At 40.2% G+C, this 14,713-nt stretch carries 15 protein-coding genes and 1 pseudogene; 9 read left to right on the top strand and 7 right to left on the bottom strand.

Annotated features, from left to right (window positions below):
• Nucleotides 1–27 precede the first annotated feature (27 nt).
• The 9 genes and pseudogenes from FOC45_RS00075 to recA all read left to right on the top strand — a co-directional run bounded on the left by FOC45_RS00075 (nt 28) and on the right by recA (nt 6,491).
• Nucleotides 28–996 (top strand): glycoside hydrolase family 130 protein, encoded by a 969-nt coding sequence (locus tag FOC45_RS00075; RefSeq protein WP_009388416.1) that lies wholly within the window; start codon nt 28–30, stop codon nt 994–996.
• A gap of 159 nt (nt 997–1,155) precedes the next feature.
• Nucleotides 1,156–1,341 carry a hypothetical protein gene (locus tag FOC45_RS00070; RefSeq protein ID WP_009388417.1) on the top strand — a complete coding sequence of 62 codons (186 nt, stop codon included), beginning with the start codon at nt 1,156–1,158 and terminating at the stop codon, nt 1,339–1,341.
• Entirely contained in the window at nt 1,325–1,774 is a 450-nt protein-coding gene (locus FOC45_RS00065; protein WP_009388418.1) for a PIN domain-containing protein, read from the top strand. The genes FOC45_RS00070 and FOC45_RS00065 overlap by 17 nt, the downstream gene beginning before the upstream one ends.
• A gap of 4 nt (nt 1,775–1,778) precedes the next feature.
• Nucleotides 1,779–2,663 (top strand): NAD kinase, encoded by an 885-nt coding sequence (locus FOC45_RS00060; RefSeq protein WP_009388419.1) that lies wholly within the window; start codon nt 1,779–1,781, stop codon nt 2,661–2,663.
• 1 nt (nt 2,664) lies between these two features.
• Nucleotides 2,665–3,432: a UDP-2,3-diacylglucosamine diphosphatase gene (locus FOC45_RS00055; protein ID WP_034540745.1), complete on the top strand. Its 768-nt coding sequence runs from the start codon at nt 2,665–2,667 to the stop codon at nt 3,430–3,432.
• A 30-nt stretch (nt 3,433–3,462) separates the two neighbouring features.
• Nucleotides 3,463–3,903 (top strand): annotated as a pseudogene (locus FOC45_RS12045) (6-pyruvoyl tetrahydropterin synthase family protein); the annotation flags it as partial.
• A 39-nt stretch (nt 3,904–3,942) separates the two neighbouring features.
• The gene (pgmB, locus tag FOC45_RS12040; protein ID WP_231121930.1) at nt 3,943–4,548 is read left to right on the top strand and encodes a beta-phosphoglucomutase; all 606 of its coding nucleotides are present in this window, start codon (nt 3,943–3,945) and stop codon (nt 4,546–4,548) included.
• A 301-nt stretch (nt 4,549–4,849) separates the two neighbouring features.
• A complete protein-coding gene (locus FOC45_RS00045; RefSeq protein ID WP_157909062.1) occupies nt 4,850–5,257 on the top strand; it encodes a PLDc N-terminal domain-containing protein in 408 nt (135 codons plus the stop codon).
• 76 nt (nt 5,258–5,333) lie between these two features.
• Nucleotides 5,334–6,491: a recombinase RecA gene (gene recA / locus FOC45_RS00040; RefSeq protein WP_009388425.1), complete on the top strand. Its 1,158-nt coding sequence runs from the start codon at nt 5,334–5,336 to the stop codon at nt 6,489–6,491.
• A 51-nt stretch (nt 6,492–6,542) separates the two neighbouring features.
• Here the strand turns inward: recA and FOC45_RS00035 are convergent, their stop codons facing one another.
• From FOC45_RS00035 to FOC45_RS00005, 7 genes are all read right to left on the bottom strand, one after another.
• On the bottom strand, nt 6,543–6,869 hold the full coding sequence (locus FOC45_RS00035) for a nucleotide pyrophosphohydrolase (RefSeq protein WP_009388426.1): 327 nt from the start codon (nt 6,867–6,869) through the stop codon (nt 6,543–6,545).
• Nucleotides 6,870–6,963: 94 nt separating this feature from the next.
• On the bottom strand, nt 6,964–7,866 hold the full coding sequence (gene gldN, locus FOC45_RS00030; protein WP_009388427.1) for a gliding motility protein GldN: 903 nt from the start codon (nt 7,864–7,866) through the stop codon (nt 6,964–6,966).
• A gap of 11 nt (nt 7,867–7,877) precedes the next feature.
• A complete protein-coding gene (gene gldM / locus FOC45_RS00025) occupies nt 7,878–9,446 on the bottom strand; it encodes a gliding motility protein GldM (protein ID WP_009388428.1) in 1,569 nt (522 codons plus the stop codon).
• 39 nt (nt 9,447–9,485) lie between these two features.
• The gene (gene gldL / locus FOC45_RS00020) at nt 9,486–10,160 is read right to left on the bottom strand and encodes a gliding motility protein GldL (protein WP_009388429.1); all 675 of its coding nucleotides are present in this window, start codon (nt 10,158–10,160) and stop codon (nt 9,486–9,488) included.
• Between the two features lie 69 nt (nt 10,161–10,229).
• Nucleotides 10,230–11,606 (bottom strand): gliding motility lipoprotein GldK, encoded by a 1,377-nt coding sequence (gldK, locus tag FOC45_RS00015; protein WP_009388430.1) that lies wholly within the window; start codon nt 11,604–11,606, stop codon nt 10,230–10,232.
• Nucleotides 11,607–11,787: 181 nt separating this feature from the next.
• A complete protein-coding gene (locus FOC45_RS00010; protein ID WP_009388431.1) occupies nt 11,788–13,914 on the bottom strand; it encodes a prolyl oligopeptidase family protein in 2,127 nt (708 codons plus the stop codon).
• Nucleotides 13,915–14,057: 143 nt separating this feature from the next.
• Nucleotides 14,058–14,630, bottom strand: coding sequence for an outer membrane beta-barrel protein (locus tag FOC45_RS00005; protein WP_009388439.1), 573 nt, complete (start codon nt 14,628–14,630; stop codon nt 14,058–14,060).
• Nucleotides 14,631–14,713: the final 83 nt, after the last annotated feature.

Raw genomic sequence — 14,713 nt, 5'->3', positions numbered from 1 at the left:
TAAAAAAATTAAAATAATAAAAATATAATGAGTCATAAAATTCCTTGGCAAGAACGCCCTGCAGGTTGTACCGATGTGATGTGGCGTTACTCTGAAAACCCTATTATCGGTAGATATGATATTCCTACCTCTAACAGTATTTTCAACTCGGCTGTAGTGCCTTTTGGCGATGGTTTTGCAGGGGTATTCCGCTGCGATAACAAAGCCGTGCAAATGAATATTTTTGCTGGTTTTAGTAAAGATGCTATCCACTGGGAAATCAACCACGAACCTATCGTAATGAAAGGGGGTAATACTGATTTCTTACACTCTGAGTACAAATACGACCCTCGCGTAACTTTCATCGAAGACCGTTATTGGGTGACTTGGTGCAACGGCTATTGTGGCCCTACTATCGGTATCGCTTACACTTTCGACTTTAAAGAGTTCTTCCAATGCGAGAATGCCTTTTTGCCATTCAACCGTAATGGAGTGCTTTTCCCTGAGAAAATCAATGGTAAATACGCGATGTTAAGTCGCCCAAGTGATAACGGACATACTCCTTTTGGTGATATTTTCATCAGCTACAGTCCGGATATGAAGTACTGGGGCGAGCACCGCTGTGTGATGAAAGTAACGCCTTTTGTTGATAGCGCTTGGCAATGTACTAAGATAGGAGCTGGTGCCGTACCTATCAAAACTAAAGACGGTTGGTTGTTATTCTATCACGGGGTGATAAATACTTGCAACGGCTTCCGTTACTCTATGGGGGCTGCCCTATTAGACCTAAACGACCCAAGCAAGGTAATCGCTCGTACACAGCCTTACCTTTTGGCGCCTGCCACCCTCTACGAAACTACCGGCGATGTACCTAATGTAGTATTCCCTTGCGCTGCCCTACATTCTATTGAAGAGGACAAAGTAGCGGTATACTACGGCGCTGCTGATACAGTAGTAGGGGTAGCTTTCGGACGCATCTCTGAAATCGTGAAGTTTACTAAAGAAAATTCGCTTTAATAAGAGAATAGCAACATAATAAAAATTGCGTGATTTGTGGAAAATCACGCAATTTTTATTATTTTTGTGCAGTACAAAGACAAAACGTTCTTCACTAATTTTCTCATTTGCTAATTATTTTGTACCTTTGCCTTATAGAAGACAAAATATTAAAATATTATGCAAGCAACAGCTACAAATACAAATACCCCAACCACTGTTCAGAAAGAAAAGCCTAAAAAGAAACTCTCTTATTATCAGAAGAAAAAAGCGATTGATGAGATTGCTAAATCTATGAATGCAGGAATGACAAGAAGATACTTATTCGATATGTTATTTAGAGAAAAAAATGATACTCATAACTGATAGTAATATTCTGATAAGTGCCTTGATAACTCCTAAGGGGATAATGGCTTCTATATTCAAACAAAAAAGCCATTTACAGTTTACAGCTCCTGATTATATTTTTGAGGAGTTAAAAGAACATTGGCAAAAAGTGGTAGAATGTTCAGACCTAACAGAAAAACAACTGAAAGAGGAATTAAAATACTACAAAACACGTATAAAGCTAAGTTATGTAAGCGAAATACCTACCCCTACTTTACTAAAAGCACACGCATTAGTAGATGATATAGACGAAGATGATACCTTTTTCATAGCTCTTCATTTGCATACTGGGCACAAGATTTGGTCTGGTGATGAAAAACTAAAAAAAGGACTTACTGCCAAAGGCTATGGGCATTTCTTTACCTCTACTGAAGAACTAAAAAAACATCTTTATAAAAAAGAAGAAATTTGAAAAGATGAAAATCGCTATTTATATACGCCAATATACTGCTGAAAACGAAAGCATCTTACAGCAGCTTTTCTCGCTCTTTACCCCTGATGACCAAGTGTATATAGAGCAGGAAATACTATCGGAATTGCAGCTGAGGTCTGATAAATTTAACAGCGCTAAATCTTTTGCTTCATTCGAAGACCTAAACACCTCTTACGACGTGATGCTGACTATAGGGGGCGATGGCACACTGCTAAAAGGCATTACCTATGTACGCAGTTTGCAGATACCTATTTTGGGCATCAATGCTGGGCGATTGGGCTTCTTGGCAACCGCCCATAAAGACGACTTGCCCAATGTATTAGAACAACTGCGCAAAGGCGATTATCAGGTGGTAGAACGCTCGGTTATAGAGGCTGTGTTTGCCGATACAGGCGAGCCGGTAGATACGGTAAACTTCGCCCTCAACGAGATAACCGTTACTCGCAAAAATACCGCCTCGATGATAACTGTCGATACGGAACTAAATGGCGACTACCTGTGCTCTTATTGGGCTGACGGACTTATCATCGCTACCCCTACAGGCTCTACGGGCTACTCGTTAAGCTGTGCAGGGCCGGTAATATTACCCACCGCTAAGAACTTTGTGCTTACCCCTATCGCTCCTCATAATCTGAGCGCCCGCCCTGTTATTATTCCGGAAGACGCAGAGGTTAAGCTGAGCATTTCAGGGCGCGAAAAGAAGTTCCTGATGTCGCTTGACTCGCATATCAAATCGATACCCAACAAACAGAGTATCATAGTTAGGAAAGCCCCTTTCGTAGTGAAGATGATTCGTTTAGAGGGCGATAGCTTTATCAAAACCCTTCGCACCAAGCTACTTTGGGGTGAAGATAAACGAAATAAATAAGATGTTGCACGTATCACTAACTGAAAATAAGAAAATATACTTTGCCTCAGACAATCACTTGGGCGCTCCTACCCCTGAGGCGAGCAAGGAACGCGAAGCGAAATTCGTGCGCTGGCTCGACACTATAAAAGCCGATGCAGGGGCTATCTTCCTCTTAGGCGACTTATTCGACTTCTGGTTTGAGTACCGCACAGTAGTGCCTAAAGGCTTCGTACGCACCTTAGGCAAGCTGGCCGAACTGCGCGATAGCGGCATCGCTATTTACTTTTTCGTAGGCAACCACGACCTGTGGATGGATGATTATTTTGAAAAAGAACTCAATATACCTGTCTTTCACCGTCCGCAAGAGGTAGAGAGCTGCGGCAAACGCTTCCTTATAGGGCACGGCGATGGTTTAGGGCCTGGCGATAAGGGCTACAAGCGAATGAAGAAAGTATTTACCAATCCTTTTTGCAAGTGGCTTTTCCGTTGGTTGCACCCTGATATAGGCGTGCGTTTAGCGCAATATTTATCGGTGAAAAACAAGATGATTTCGGGCGATGAAGACGTGCATTTCTTAGGTGAAGACAAAGAGTGGTTAGTGCAGTACTGCAAGCGCAAATTAGAGACTACCCATTATGATTACTTCCTTTTTGGGCATCGGCACCTACCAATGACTATCGATTTGGGCGGCAAAGCTACCTATATAAATACCGGCGACTGGATACACTACTACACCTACGCTGTATTCGATGGCAAAGAAACAAAGCTGATGCATTTTGAATTATAAATTATGAATTTTTGAATTAACGATTAGAAAATGATTCGTATTACAAAGAAATTTGATTTTGAGGCAGGTCACGCCCTCTATGGTTATGACGGCAAGTGCAAAAACCTGCACGGACATAGCTATAAACTTTTAGTAACCGTTATTGGTACGCCCATCAATGACCCACACAACGTTAAAAACGGTATGGTTATCGATTTTGGCGACCTAAAACGCATCGTACAAGAACAGATTATCACCCCTTTTGACCACGCTATGGTATTCAACTCTAACTCACCTCATCAAGAGCTAGCAGAAAGCCTACGCGCCAAAGGACACAATATCATCAGTGTACCCTATCAGCCTACAAGCGAAAATCTGGTAATCGACTTTGCTCAGCGCATTCAGCAGCAGTTGCCCCCCAATGTGCAACTTTACTCTATACGCCTATGCGAAACCGAAAGTTCGTATGCTGAATGGTTTGCTTCTGACAATCCGCAGCCTGTATGCTCCCTACCTGATGCTGATGGGTATATTTTCGACCTTGATGGGGTATTAGTAGATACGGCTAAATATCATTATTTAGCTTGGAAAGAAATCACTAAAGAGTTTGGTTTTGAGCTTACTCCCGAGCATAATGAGCAGCTAAAAGGCATAGGAAGAGAGGTATCGCTGCACAAAATATTATCGTGGGCAGGCAAGAGCCTAAGCGAGGAAGTTTTTGCGCAGACCGCTCTTAGAAAGAATGAAAGTTATCTGCAAAAAATAAGTCATATAGACCATAAGGAACTATTGCCAGGGGTATTGCCACTGCTTCAGCAACTGAAAAGCAAAGGCAAAAAGATAGCTCTTGGCTCTGCTAGTAGAAATGCACACTTAGTATTAGAACGCACCGGTATACTGCCTTATTTTGATGCTATAGTTGATGGCACAATGGTTAGCAAAGCCAAACCTGACCCAGAAGTTTTCTTGAAAGCAGCCGAAGCCCTACACCTCAGTGCCGACCGCTGCTGTGTATTAGAAGATGCTCCTGCGGGTATACAGGCTGCTAAAGCTGCTGGAATGACTGCTATAGGAGTAGGAAGTCCGGAAATTCTGAAAGGAGCTGATAAAGTAATCAGTTCTTTAGCAAATGGTTAAAATATTGATAATGAGCTACCTAAAAAAGTGATATGCGTTAATTTTTTGTTAAAGTCTGATTTTATTTTGGTATTTCAAAAAAACGCCGTACCTTTGCCAACGCAATGAGGGTGGTAGCTCATTGTAAAACTTCAAATAATAGTTTTCATAATTTAAAGTTTTGGTTGGTTAATGGAAAAGTCCGATAAATAATTATCGGACTTTTTTTATTTTATATCTTAAAAAGACTTGCATTTATCAAATATAAATGCTACCTTTGTGGCATCTTTTTGATAACCACTCAAAAAAACCTAAATGTATTATGCAAACCGAACTAATTATTACCCTTGTAGTGCTACAAGTCGCTTTTGCTATATGGGCACTCTCTGACCTCTTTAAAAGGTACAAGAACGAAAAGAAACAAGACATTACCTTATGGGCGCTGATGATTGTGGGTACCCCAATATTGGGGGTATTACTCTATTTTAATACAATTTATAGACGAAAGAGACAGTTTAGTCTGCGCCGTCTAAACAGCTTAGAGCAAGATTTCAGCTTTACTAAAGTCTACCCTGCTCTTTTATTATTAGGTATCTGTCTGATGACTGTTAGCGCTCTCTACAAAGAAACAAACACACTGCACCTGCAAGACTTAGGCATTTTCGCCATCGGATTAGGTATAGGACTATTTGTAGTGAGAGTAGAACAAAGCAAACGGCAGACACTTTAGCCCATAAGCCTATCAGTAAATATTTGTAGCTTACTGATTTTATTACTATTTTTGCACCTTATTAAAGTAAACACTAATGGCAAAGAACAAAGAACTCAGTGTAGAAGAACAAAAAAGAGAAGCCCTCAAGCTAACCTTAGCCAAGCTAGATAAGGCCTATGGCAAAGGAACCGTACGCGCTTTAGGCGACAGCCCTGTAGAAGATGTAGAAGTATACTCTACAGGTTCTATAGGCTTAGATGCAGCCCTCGGTGTAGGTGGCTACCCCAAAGGGCGCGTAATTGAGATATACGGTCCCGAATCATCAGGTAAGACCACTCTTACCCTACACGCTATAGCCGAGGTACAAAAAGCTAAAGGTACAGCAGCTTTTATAGATGCTGAGCACGCTTTTGACCCTGTATACGCACAGCGTTTGGGCGTAGATGTCAAAAATCTATTGGTTACACAACCTGATAGTGGAGAGCAAGCTCTTGAAATAGCAGATGCCCTTATACGCTCTGGTGCAGTAGACCTTATCGTTATCGACTCGGTAGCAGCGCTAACCCCTAAAGGAGAGATAGAAGGTGAAATGGGTGACTCTAAAATGGGTCTTCACGCTCGCCTAATGTCGCAAGCTCTACGCAAGATAACAGCCAGCATAAGCAAAGCTAACTGTATAGTGATATTCATCAACCAGCTACGCGATAAAATAGGTGTAACATTTGGCTCTCCTGAAACTACTACAGGGGGTAATGCACTAAAATTCTATTCATCAGTGCGTTTAGATATCCGCAAAGCTGGAGGCCCTCAAGGAAGCGCAGCCATTAAGGATAGCAGTGGTGAAATCATTGGTAACCGCACTAAAGTAAAAGTAGTAAAGAATAAAGTAGCTTCTCCATTTAAGGCTACCGAATTTGATATTATCTTCGGACTAGGAATTTCTAAGATAGGTGAAATATTAGATATAGGCGTAGATGCAGATATCATAACCAAAAGCGGTTCTTGGTTTAGCTACAAAGAAAGCAAGCTCGGGCAAGGGCGTGATGCTGTAATAAAAGTATTAAAAGACAACCCTGAGCTAACAGAAGAATTAGAAGCTGCTATAAGAGAATGGCTTAAGAGCAACGAGTTGCCAAGCAAAGGCAAGAAAAAAGGTAAGAAAGTAGCTACCAAAGCTAAAGAAGAAGACCTTGACGAAGTAGAAGATGAGGACTTTGATGATGATGAAGAACTATTTGAAGATGAAGAATAGATAATTTTTCCCATAAAAATAGGGGATACTTAATTAAGTATCCCCTATTTTTTATTTTAACTTCTCATTATTATGATGGCGATTGTGGTCTCGCTCAGTTTTTTTAAGCATCTTCTTATCAAAGGCTTGTTGCAAATCGATGCCTGTTTGGTTAGCTAAGCAGAGTACTACAAATACTACATCTGCAAGCTCTTCTCCCAAATCCTTGTTCTTATCGCTTTCTTTCTCTGATTGCTCTCCATAACGACGTGCTATGATACGAGCCACCTCACCCACTTCTTCAGTAAGTTGCGCCATATTGGTAAGCTCATTGAAGTATCTCACTCCATGCTCCTTAATCCAATTATCTACTTCTAATTGTGCATTCTTAATGTCCATTTGTTTTCTCCTTATTTATATCTAAAACAAAAGCATTGTCATTACAACAATGCTTTTTTTAACAGTTAAAAGAATATTTCTGTGAATTTAAATTCTAATTAGCCCACATATCTTGCTCTCTGTCACGAATCTTCTCTTTTATCTTATCAGACTCTAAGAGTTGGAAGAGTGCGTTGTTTTGAATGTAGTCCTTTATCTTTCTATCGCCGTATACGTTAGCTTCTTGATAGATAACAGAACTAAACATTCGGGCATTGAGCAAGTGGTCGAATGACATCGGGCGGGCATCGTTCTTTCTATTGAACGTTTTAGCCTCGTGCAAAATTTCTCGCACCTGCGGATAGAACACCCAGAATAAAGGTACTAATGCTGACATCGTAGAGTCGTCTGAGTCTATAAAGTTTACATCAGGTGCTACAGGAGCCAATGCCAATAAACGGTACTTGAGCTCTCCTTGGCGTTTGTCGAAGTACCATATACCACGTATGTGATACTGAGCAATATCCGATGACTCTAAGTTACGACGAGTAACGTACTCAGGCGAAAGTTTCTCTCCAGCATTTAGTTGCTCATACCCTATATCAAGCGTATCAATCTTAGACATAGAAGCTTGTATAGCCTCAGCTGTCTTAGTTTGTGTAAAATATGAATCTACATACAGATCTTTTATCTTACCATTTTTGATATTCTTGATAAGCACATCGTATAGAGAGCGGCGATAAGCGTCTACCTCAAGTGTATCAGTAGGGAAAAGAAGCGGAAAGTTTGCCCTTTCGTTTAGGTCGATTACTTCCCATACTTCTACAGACCATAGGATATCTCGGTCATCTACATAGCCGTAAGGTAGGGGCTTATCATTGTCAGCCTCTATCTGTGCAGCTGTTTTCACACCAATATCCGATGCTACCTTAGCATTGAGAATGTTCACCTGTGCTGATGAAAGCTGAAAAGTAAACACTAAAATTAATAGTACTATTATATTTTTTAGTTGTAACATAAAAATTCTTCTTAGTTTATTTCGATAACGATAGGTGAAACAGGAGGTAATTTCAATGTGCTATTGCCTACTATACTCGCTTTTACATCGAATATCTGTACTTTATCACCACGTTTTGCTCGTGATAAAGCTGAGCGTGCTTGTTCATTAAATTTATTTCCTCTCACTACCACACTAGGTTGTCCTGGTATAAATACTTTAAACTCATTTACTTGTAGTTTCAAGTCAAAATCAAAGTCTTCAAGTACAGCGTTGATTGGTAATACACCGATATTATCTTTTGGCAATTTGCCATCACCTACAATTCCGGCTATACTAGTTACCGCACGAGGAATACTCTTAATACGGAAAAGTTTTGAAGAGCTAAAGCGTTGTCCGTCTAACTCACCTGTTACAGTGATGGTTACATCTTTACCTTGTCCTGGTCTCATCACCCAAGCTCCTGTTCCAGAGGCTTTAGAGAGTCCTTGTCCTGAAGCCATAATTTTGTTATCAGGTACACCAGGCATCGAGATGGTGATAGGGTTATCTACGCCACGATATACTACGTTCATCTTATCAGCCGAGATAACAGCTGAGTTTGGTTTAGGAATAGTAGAGAAACTTTGTGATACAGGCACTGCTATACGCTCACCTTCTTGGTCAAAGTAAAGATTACCTGTAATTTTGTGTTCTCCAGTATTACCTGCTGAAATGTTAAGTTTCACACGTCCATCTTCAATGGTAAATTCACTTTGTGAAAGCTTTCTTCCGTCTAATGAAATGTCTACTGCATTAGGGCGTGTATAAGCATCTTTACGACCTAACACTATCGAACCATCAAATTTCTCACCTTGATAGTAAGCTCCTTTACCTTGTTCAAGCAAAGTAGTATAGTTAGTCATCGATACTTGCTGTTTCAAACTACCTTCAAGTGCTTTAGCAAAGAAATCTTCTTGTACTGATAAGATATCTGACTGCATCATAGAGAACTTAGCCAAAGAAGCGATATAAGGGAATCCTTCAAAGTTGAAGTGCAACCATTTTACGGTATTACCGTCTTTATCTTTGCGGTCATTAGTACTAAAGTTTTCTTTTACTTTAGTAGCTAACTCAGCGTAAGACTTGTCTTCACCCAATATTTTTAGAATTCCTTCGCGATATGCATTAATCTTCTCTACAAATTCTGTGCCTTTTGTAGCACCTTCAGCAAAAAATAAGTGGTCAGTATAGTCAGATTTATCCATTGCTTGATAATCTTTCTCCTCTACCTTCTTATCTTTCTGTCCAATAGCATCTTCCAATCCTGTTTTAATCTCTTGGATATAGCTATACAAATCAGAAGAGAGTGATTTTATCTGCTTCGATTGTTCTAAAATCGCAGCATACTGTTTTGGGTTTTCACTCGCTTTAGTTTCCAGATCAGCAAAAGCAGCCGCGATGGTACCGTTGGCCCTTGTATTTGCTGATTCAAATTTTGCATTAACTAACCCAAATGCATCCAATACTTGTTTCCCCATATTAAGCGCTATCATCGCAAGGAAAACCAGATACATCAGGTTAATCATTTTCTGTCTAGGACTTGCCTTTCCACCTGCCATAAGCTAAATTTTTAAATTAGTTAAGTTAATAAATTCTTCTTATCGAGCACCTCCCATTGCTGACAACATACCTCCATAAATTGTGTTCAAAGATTTTAGATTGTCTTTAAATGAAAGCATTTGTTTGTTCAATGAGTCTAGATTATCGGCAATACCTGCTTGAGCAGAAACCTGACGTTCAGTTCTTTCTAATTGTAATTTGTAAAGGCTATTTAGTGATTCTAAGTTAGAGGCTGCCTCTGATAGCTCTTCACCATATTTGTGGGTTGCTACCATAGTACCTGCTACAGGAGCGATTTCTTTGCTTGCTTCTGCAAAGTTTTCTATCGATTTACCTAATGAACGCATTAAGTTAGCGTCAATATTAGCTTCTGCTAAAATAGCATCTAATTTTTCAGAAAGAGATTCTTTTAGTGCTTTCTCTTCTGCTGGATTTACTTGTTGGGCTACAGCTTGCACTTGGCGTGATACTGGCTCTCCACCTTTTAGCTCTGGGTATACCAATGACCAATCTAGCTCTTCTTCTACTGGCTCAAATGCCGACATAAAGAAGATAACTGCCTCAGTACCCATACCTATTGCCAATAGCACACTACCACTAATACCCATAATATCTGCGTGCAAAATCTTAGCCAAGGCACCTACAATTACTATAGAGGCTCCTATACCATAAGCATAATTGAAAATTCTCTTTGTTACTTTACTTCCTGCCATAATACTCTGAAATTAAAAATGTTGTTAGTTTATTTGTTTTTGGTTTTTTTTGATTATTTGTTTACTATTCTATCTATAGCCTCGTGCTGATTTAGCTTGTTGTTTTTCGCTGATACCCATAAAGTCTTGTACTGTGCGGAAGCCAATGTAGCTACGCGCAGAGTCTTGATACTCATAGTCACGGGTATTTACTTGCAGCATAAAGGCTACGTCTTTCCAAGAACCTCCGCGTATTACCTTACGTCTGTTGTTGTCGTCCAATACGTTAGGGTTCATTGTCGACATATATTCATAAGAGTTAGGGTCGTATGAAGTATTTGTCCATTCCGATACGTTACCAGCCATATTATATAGGTTGTATCCGTTAGGCTCGTACGATTTTGCTTCTACAGTATAAAGGGCGTTGTCTGAGGCGTAGTCACCACGTAGTGGTTTAAAGTTCGCCAAAAAGCACGCTTTATCATCATAGGTATAAGGACCTCCCCAAGGATAAGTACCTCCTGGTAGCCCACCACGTGCTGCATATTCCCACTCCGATTCAATCGGTAGGCGGAAAGCATTCACCGTATAATCACCTTTTGATTTCTGATAAGCATTCTTATTAAGAGTACGCCACTCGCAGAAAGCCTTCGCTTGTATCCAGCTTACACCTACTACAGGATAATCCCCGTAGGCTTCGTGCCAGAAATAGTCATTGTGCATAGGCTCATTATATGAGTAGTTAAAGTCTCTAATCCATACAGTAGTATCAGGATAAACTTTCACTATTTCTTCTTTAATGAAGTCTTTACGTTTACCTCTTGCACGAGCAGCTTTTTCCATATCAAGCCATTGATATTTAAACTCAAACTTTTGTACGTCCATAATGCGCTTGCCGTTATAAGCTTCCTCTTCGGGCAAGTACATTTTGTCCATTACTTCAGAATAGTACTCATCAGGATATTTATTTGTATCCCAAATAAGTGCTTTCTTCTTATTGAGTTTACGCGCTTTTTGGTCACCGTAAGTATTTTGAAGATACTGTTGGTAAGCGTTCATCTTCTCTGTATTAGTGTCTAAGTATGCAAAGTCACCAATACCACCGCTACCTGAGGTTTGGCCTGTTTGTTCAGCCATATCGGCTAACTGAGTACGGATAATAGAGTCGCGCACCCAATTCACAAATTGGCGGTACTCACTATTTGTAATTTCAGTTTCGTCCATATAAAACGAACCAACACTCACAGTTTTGACTGGAGCGTTTAAACTCGCGGTCTTATCATCATCAGAACTACCCATAATGAAAGAACCACTCGGGATAAGCGTCATACCATACGGAGTAGGCTGCTTCCAGCTCTTACCCCCTACACCTACAAGCTCTCCTTTGTTATCGCCACCTCCACGTCTACACGCTGTCATTACAAAGAATGATAGTAGCACTACAAATATTCTTCTTGCCATAAACATTGTTTAAATTCACATTTAATTAGGGCGCAAACGTACGCATTTTATTTCACACCAGCAAAATTTATCTACTTTTATTTTTGATGGAGAGCGAAATTTAACAATTTATTCACAATTCACCGCGTTTCGTCACACCTATTTGTAAAAAAAGATTAAAAGAAAAACGTTTTTATATACTTATTTGTTACTTTTTAATACCCATATTCCACAAGGTAAACGCTTGCAAATCGGCATTTTGCTCTATGGTTTTGCTCACTGGGGTACCGGCTCCGTGCCCTGCATTGGTTTCTATCCTGATAAGTATAGGCAAATTACCCTCTTGCTTGCTCTGTAGCTCTGCCGCAAATTTAAAACTGTGGGCAGGCACTACCCTATCATCGTGGTCACCAGTGGTGATGAGGGTTGCTGGGTAGCTGACACCTTTTTTCACATTATGAAAGGGCGAATAACCTTTTAGGTATTCAAACATCTCGGCGCTGTCATCAGCAGTACCATAGTCGTACGCCCAACCAGCACCTGCCGTAAAGGTGTGATAACGTAGCATATCAAGCACACCCACTGCCGGAAGTGCCACCCTAAAGAGGTCAGGGCGTTGTAGCATAGTAGCGCCTACTAACAGCCCACCGTTAGAACCTCCTTTGATAGCCAAATAAGCAGGCGAGGTGTATTTCTCTTTAATAAGGTATTCAGCTGCCGCTATAAAATCGTCAAACACATTCTGTTTCTGCATCTTAGTACCGGCATCGTGCCATTTTTTACCATATTCGCCTCCTCCGCGTAAGTTAGGTACAGCATATACACCGCCTTGCTCCATCCACACAGCATTTACCACGCTAAAAGCAGGAGTCAAACTTACGTTAAAACCTCCGTAACCATATAATAAGGTAGGATTTTTGCCATCTAACTTCAATCCTTTTTTATAGGTAATCATCATTGGCACTTTGGTTCCGTCTTTAGAAGTGTAAAATACTTGCTTCGACTCATATTGGGTAGCATCAAAAGCAATCGCTGGTTTCCAATATTGCTCAATAGCCCCTGAAGCTAAGTCCATTTTATAGATACTGCTGGGGGTAGCATAGTTAGTAAAAGTGAAATAAGTATGCACTTCTTTCTTCTTAGCGTGGAAGCCACTCGCAGTACCTATATTAGGCAATTGCACCTCGCGCACGAGCTTGCCTGTATAGTCGTACTGTTTTACTTTTGAAAGCGCATCTACCATATAGTGAGCGAAAAGATACTCGCCAGCGGTACTGATGCTCAATACATTATCCGTTTCTGCAATCACATCTTGCCAGTGAGCAGGTTGCGGATTTTTAGCCTCTACCTTCACCAATCTGCCATTAGGAGCATTTAGGTTCGTCTCTAAGAAGAAGGTCGTACCTTGGTTGCTCACAAAGCTTGTATCGCCGTCAAAGCTATCGGTGATAGTTACAAGAGGAGCGTTAGGTTTGGTCAAATCTTTTACAAATAATTTGTTGCCTGAAGTCGCATTGGCAGCCGAAATGAAGAGATAAGTGCCATCGTCCGACACGCTGCCCGATACATAGCGGTATTTTTCGGCAGGAGTACCGCCAAATACCAATACATCTTGACTTTGCGGAGTGCCAAGTTTATGGTAGTATAGCTTATGTTGGTCAGTCTTAGCCGATAACTCACTACCTTTGGGTTTGTCATAGCTCGAATAGTAAAAACCTTCATTGCCTTTCCACGCTATGCCGCTAAATTTTATATCTACTAAGGTCTCGCCTATTTGTTTCTTAGTTTTAGCATCTAATACAATGCCCTTGCGCCAGTCGCTACCGCCCTCCGAGATGAGGTACGCCACAAGCGAGCCGTCTTCGGTGAAAGCCACTGTAGCTAATGAGGTGGTACCGTCAGCCGAAAAAGTATTAGGATTCAAAAACACTTCTTCTTTACCGTCTTTGTCTTTGCGGTACAACACCGACTGGTTTTGCAGTCCATCGTTCTTATAATAATAGGTGTAATCGCCTTCTACAAAAGGTGAACCTATTTTTTCGTAGTTCCACAGCTTTTCTAATTTCTCTTTGATAGTTTGTCTATAAGGAATTTTAGAGAGATAGTCAAAAGTGAAAGCATTCTGAGCCTTCACCCACGCAGCAGTTTCAGCCGAGCGGTCATCTTCTAACCATCTATAGGGGTCAGCCACTTGAGTACCGAAGTAAGTATCTACAGTACTGTCTTTGCGTGTTTGTGGATAATTCATTTTCTCTTCATTAGTAGAGGAAGGAGTTTGATTTTGCTGGCAAGCCACTAATAGCAGCAGCCCTACCGGTAATACAAAGTGTTTCATATTAATTGTTAGTTATTAGTTGTCAGTAGTTGTCATTGGTTGCATTAGTTGTCTGTAGTTAGCAAATAAACCTTGCCAAAGGATTTACATTAACTCCTTTGGCAAAGTTATTATTGTTTTTTCGTCTTTCTCTTTATATTATATTAAAAGAACAAAGCAACCCCTACGCCTACGCCTAAGATTCCTCTTTGGGTTTCAGCTTTGCTATCTGCTTTATTCTTAAGTGAATAGCTATCATAACCTACATAACCGGTGATAGCCGCTCCTTGGTTTACAAAATAAGCAATCCCTGCTTTACCACCAAATACTAATCCGTTATCCTTATTAGCATCAGAACTTCCTGCTGACGCCATAGCATAACCTACTTTAGCCCCTACAAATGGTGCCAAGTTAGCACTTAGTGGGAAGAAATAAGTAGCATTAGGTGCTATAGTAAACATATTTTTACTATCTGATACCCCTTTTGTTTTAATATTAGTGTACTCTAAACCTAAACCTACTGCCAAATTGTCTATCACAAAATAGTTAACATTAGGAGTGAACTTAAGAGTAGATACTGTTGTTTCACTCCCTTTAGTACCATCATATTTAGGAGTAGTGGTTTCAGATGTGTAAGAAAGTCCTAAGTCAGAACCTGCAAACCAATTTCCTTTTTCAGTTTGTGCGTAAGAAGCACTAGCAAAAATAACGGCTGCAAATAAAAATAATTTTTTCATAGTTTTTCTAAATTTTTACGTTTATTGTCGCAAAGGTAATTCTTTTTTTTGAATAGACAAACTTTTTCTGAAATTAAATCTTA

Origin of the sequence: Capnocytophaga sp. FDAARGOS_737, from assembly GCF_009730375.1 — a bacterium.
Lineage (GTDB): Bacteria > Bacteroidota > Bacteroidia > Flavobacteriales > Flavobacteriaceae > Capnocytophaga > Capnocytophaga leadbetteri.
This window is presented reverse-complemented; position numbering and strand designations above follow the sequence as displayed.

Bases quoted from the DNA above. Each gene is read 5' to 3' on its own strand.
- FOC45_RS00075 (WP_009388416.1), top strand. From the start codon at position 28: ATGAGTCATAAAATTCCTTGGCAAGAACGCCCTGCAGGTTGTACCGAT.
- FOC45_RS00070 (WP_009388417.1), top strand. From the start codon at position 1,156: ATGCAAGCAACAGCTACAAATACAAATACCCCAACCACTGTTCAGAAA.
- FOC45_RS00065 (WP_009388418.1), top strand. From the start codon at position 1,325: ATGATACTCATAACTGATAGTAATATTCTGATAAGTGCCTTGATAACT.
- FOC45_RS00060 (WP_009388419.1), top strand. From the start codon at position 1,779: ATGAAAATCGCTATTTATATACGCCAATATACTGCTGAAAACGAAAGC.
- FOC45_RS00055 (WP_034540745.1), top strand. From the start codon at position 2,665: ATGTTGCACGTATCACTAACTGAAAATAAGAAAATATACTTTGCCTCA.
- FOC45_RS00045 (WP_157909062.1), top strand. From the start codon at position 4,850: ATGCAAACCGAACTAATTATTACCCTTGTAGTGCTACAAGTCGCTTTT.
- recA (WP_009388425.1), top strand. From the start codon at position 5,334: ATGGCAAAGAACAAAGAACTCAGTGTAGAAGAACAAAAAAGAGAAGCC.
- FOC45_RS00035 (WP_009388426.1), bottom strand. From the start codon at position 6,869: ATGGACATTAAGAATGCACAATTAGAAGTAGATAATTGGATTAAGGAG.
- gldN (WP_009388427.1), bottom strand. From the start codon at position 7,866: ATGTTACAACTAAAAAATATAATAGTACTATTAATTTTAGTGTTTACT.
- gldM (WP_009388428.1), bottom strand. From the start codon at position 9,446: ATGGCAGGTGGAAAGGCAAGTCCTAGACAGAAAATGATTAACCTGATG.
- gldL (WP_009388429.1), bottom strand. From the start codon at position 10,160: ATGGCAGGAAGTAAAGTAACAAAGAGAATTTTCAATTATGCTTATGGT.
- gldK (WP_009388430.1), bottom strand. From the start codon at position 11,606: ATGTTTATGGCAAGAAGAATATTTGTAGTGCTACTATCATTCTTTGTA.
- FOC45_RS00010 (WP_009388431.1), bottom strand. From the start codon at position 13,914: ATGAAACACTTTGTATTACCGGTAGGGCTGCTGCTATTAGTGGCTTGC.
- FOC45_RS00005 (WP_009388439.1), bottom strand. From the start codon at position 14,630: ATGAAAAAATTATTTTTATTTGCAGCCGTTATTTTTGCTAGTGCTTCT.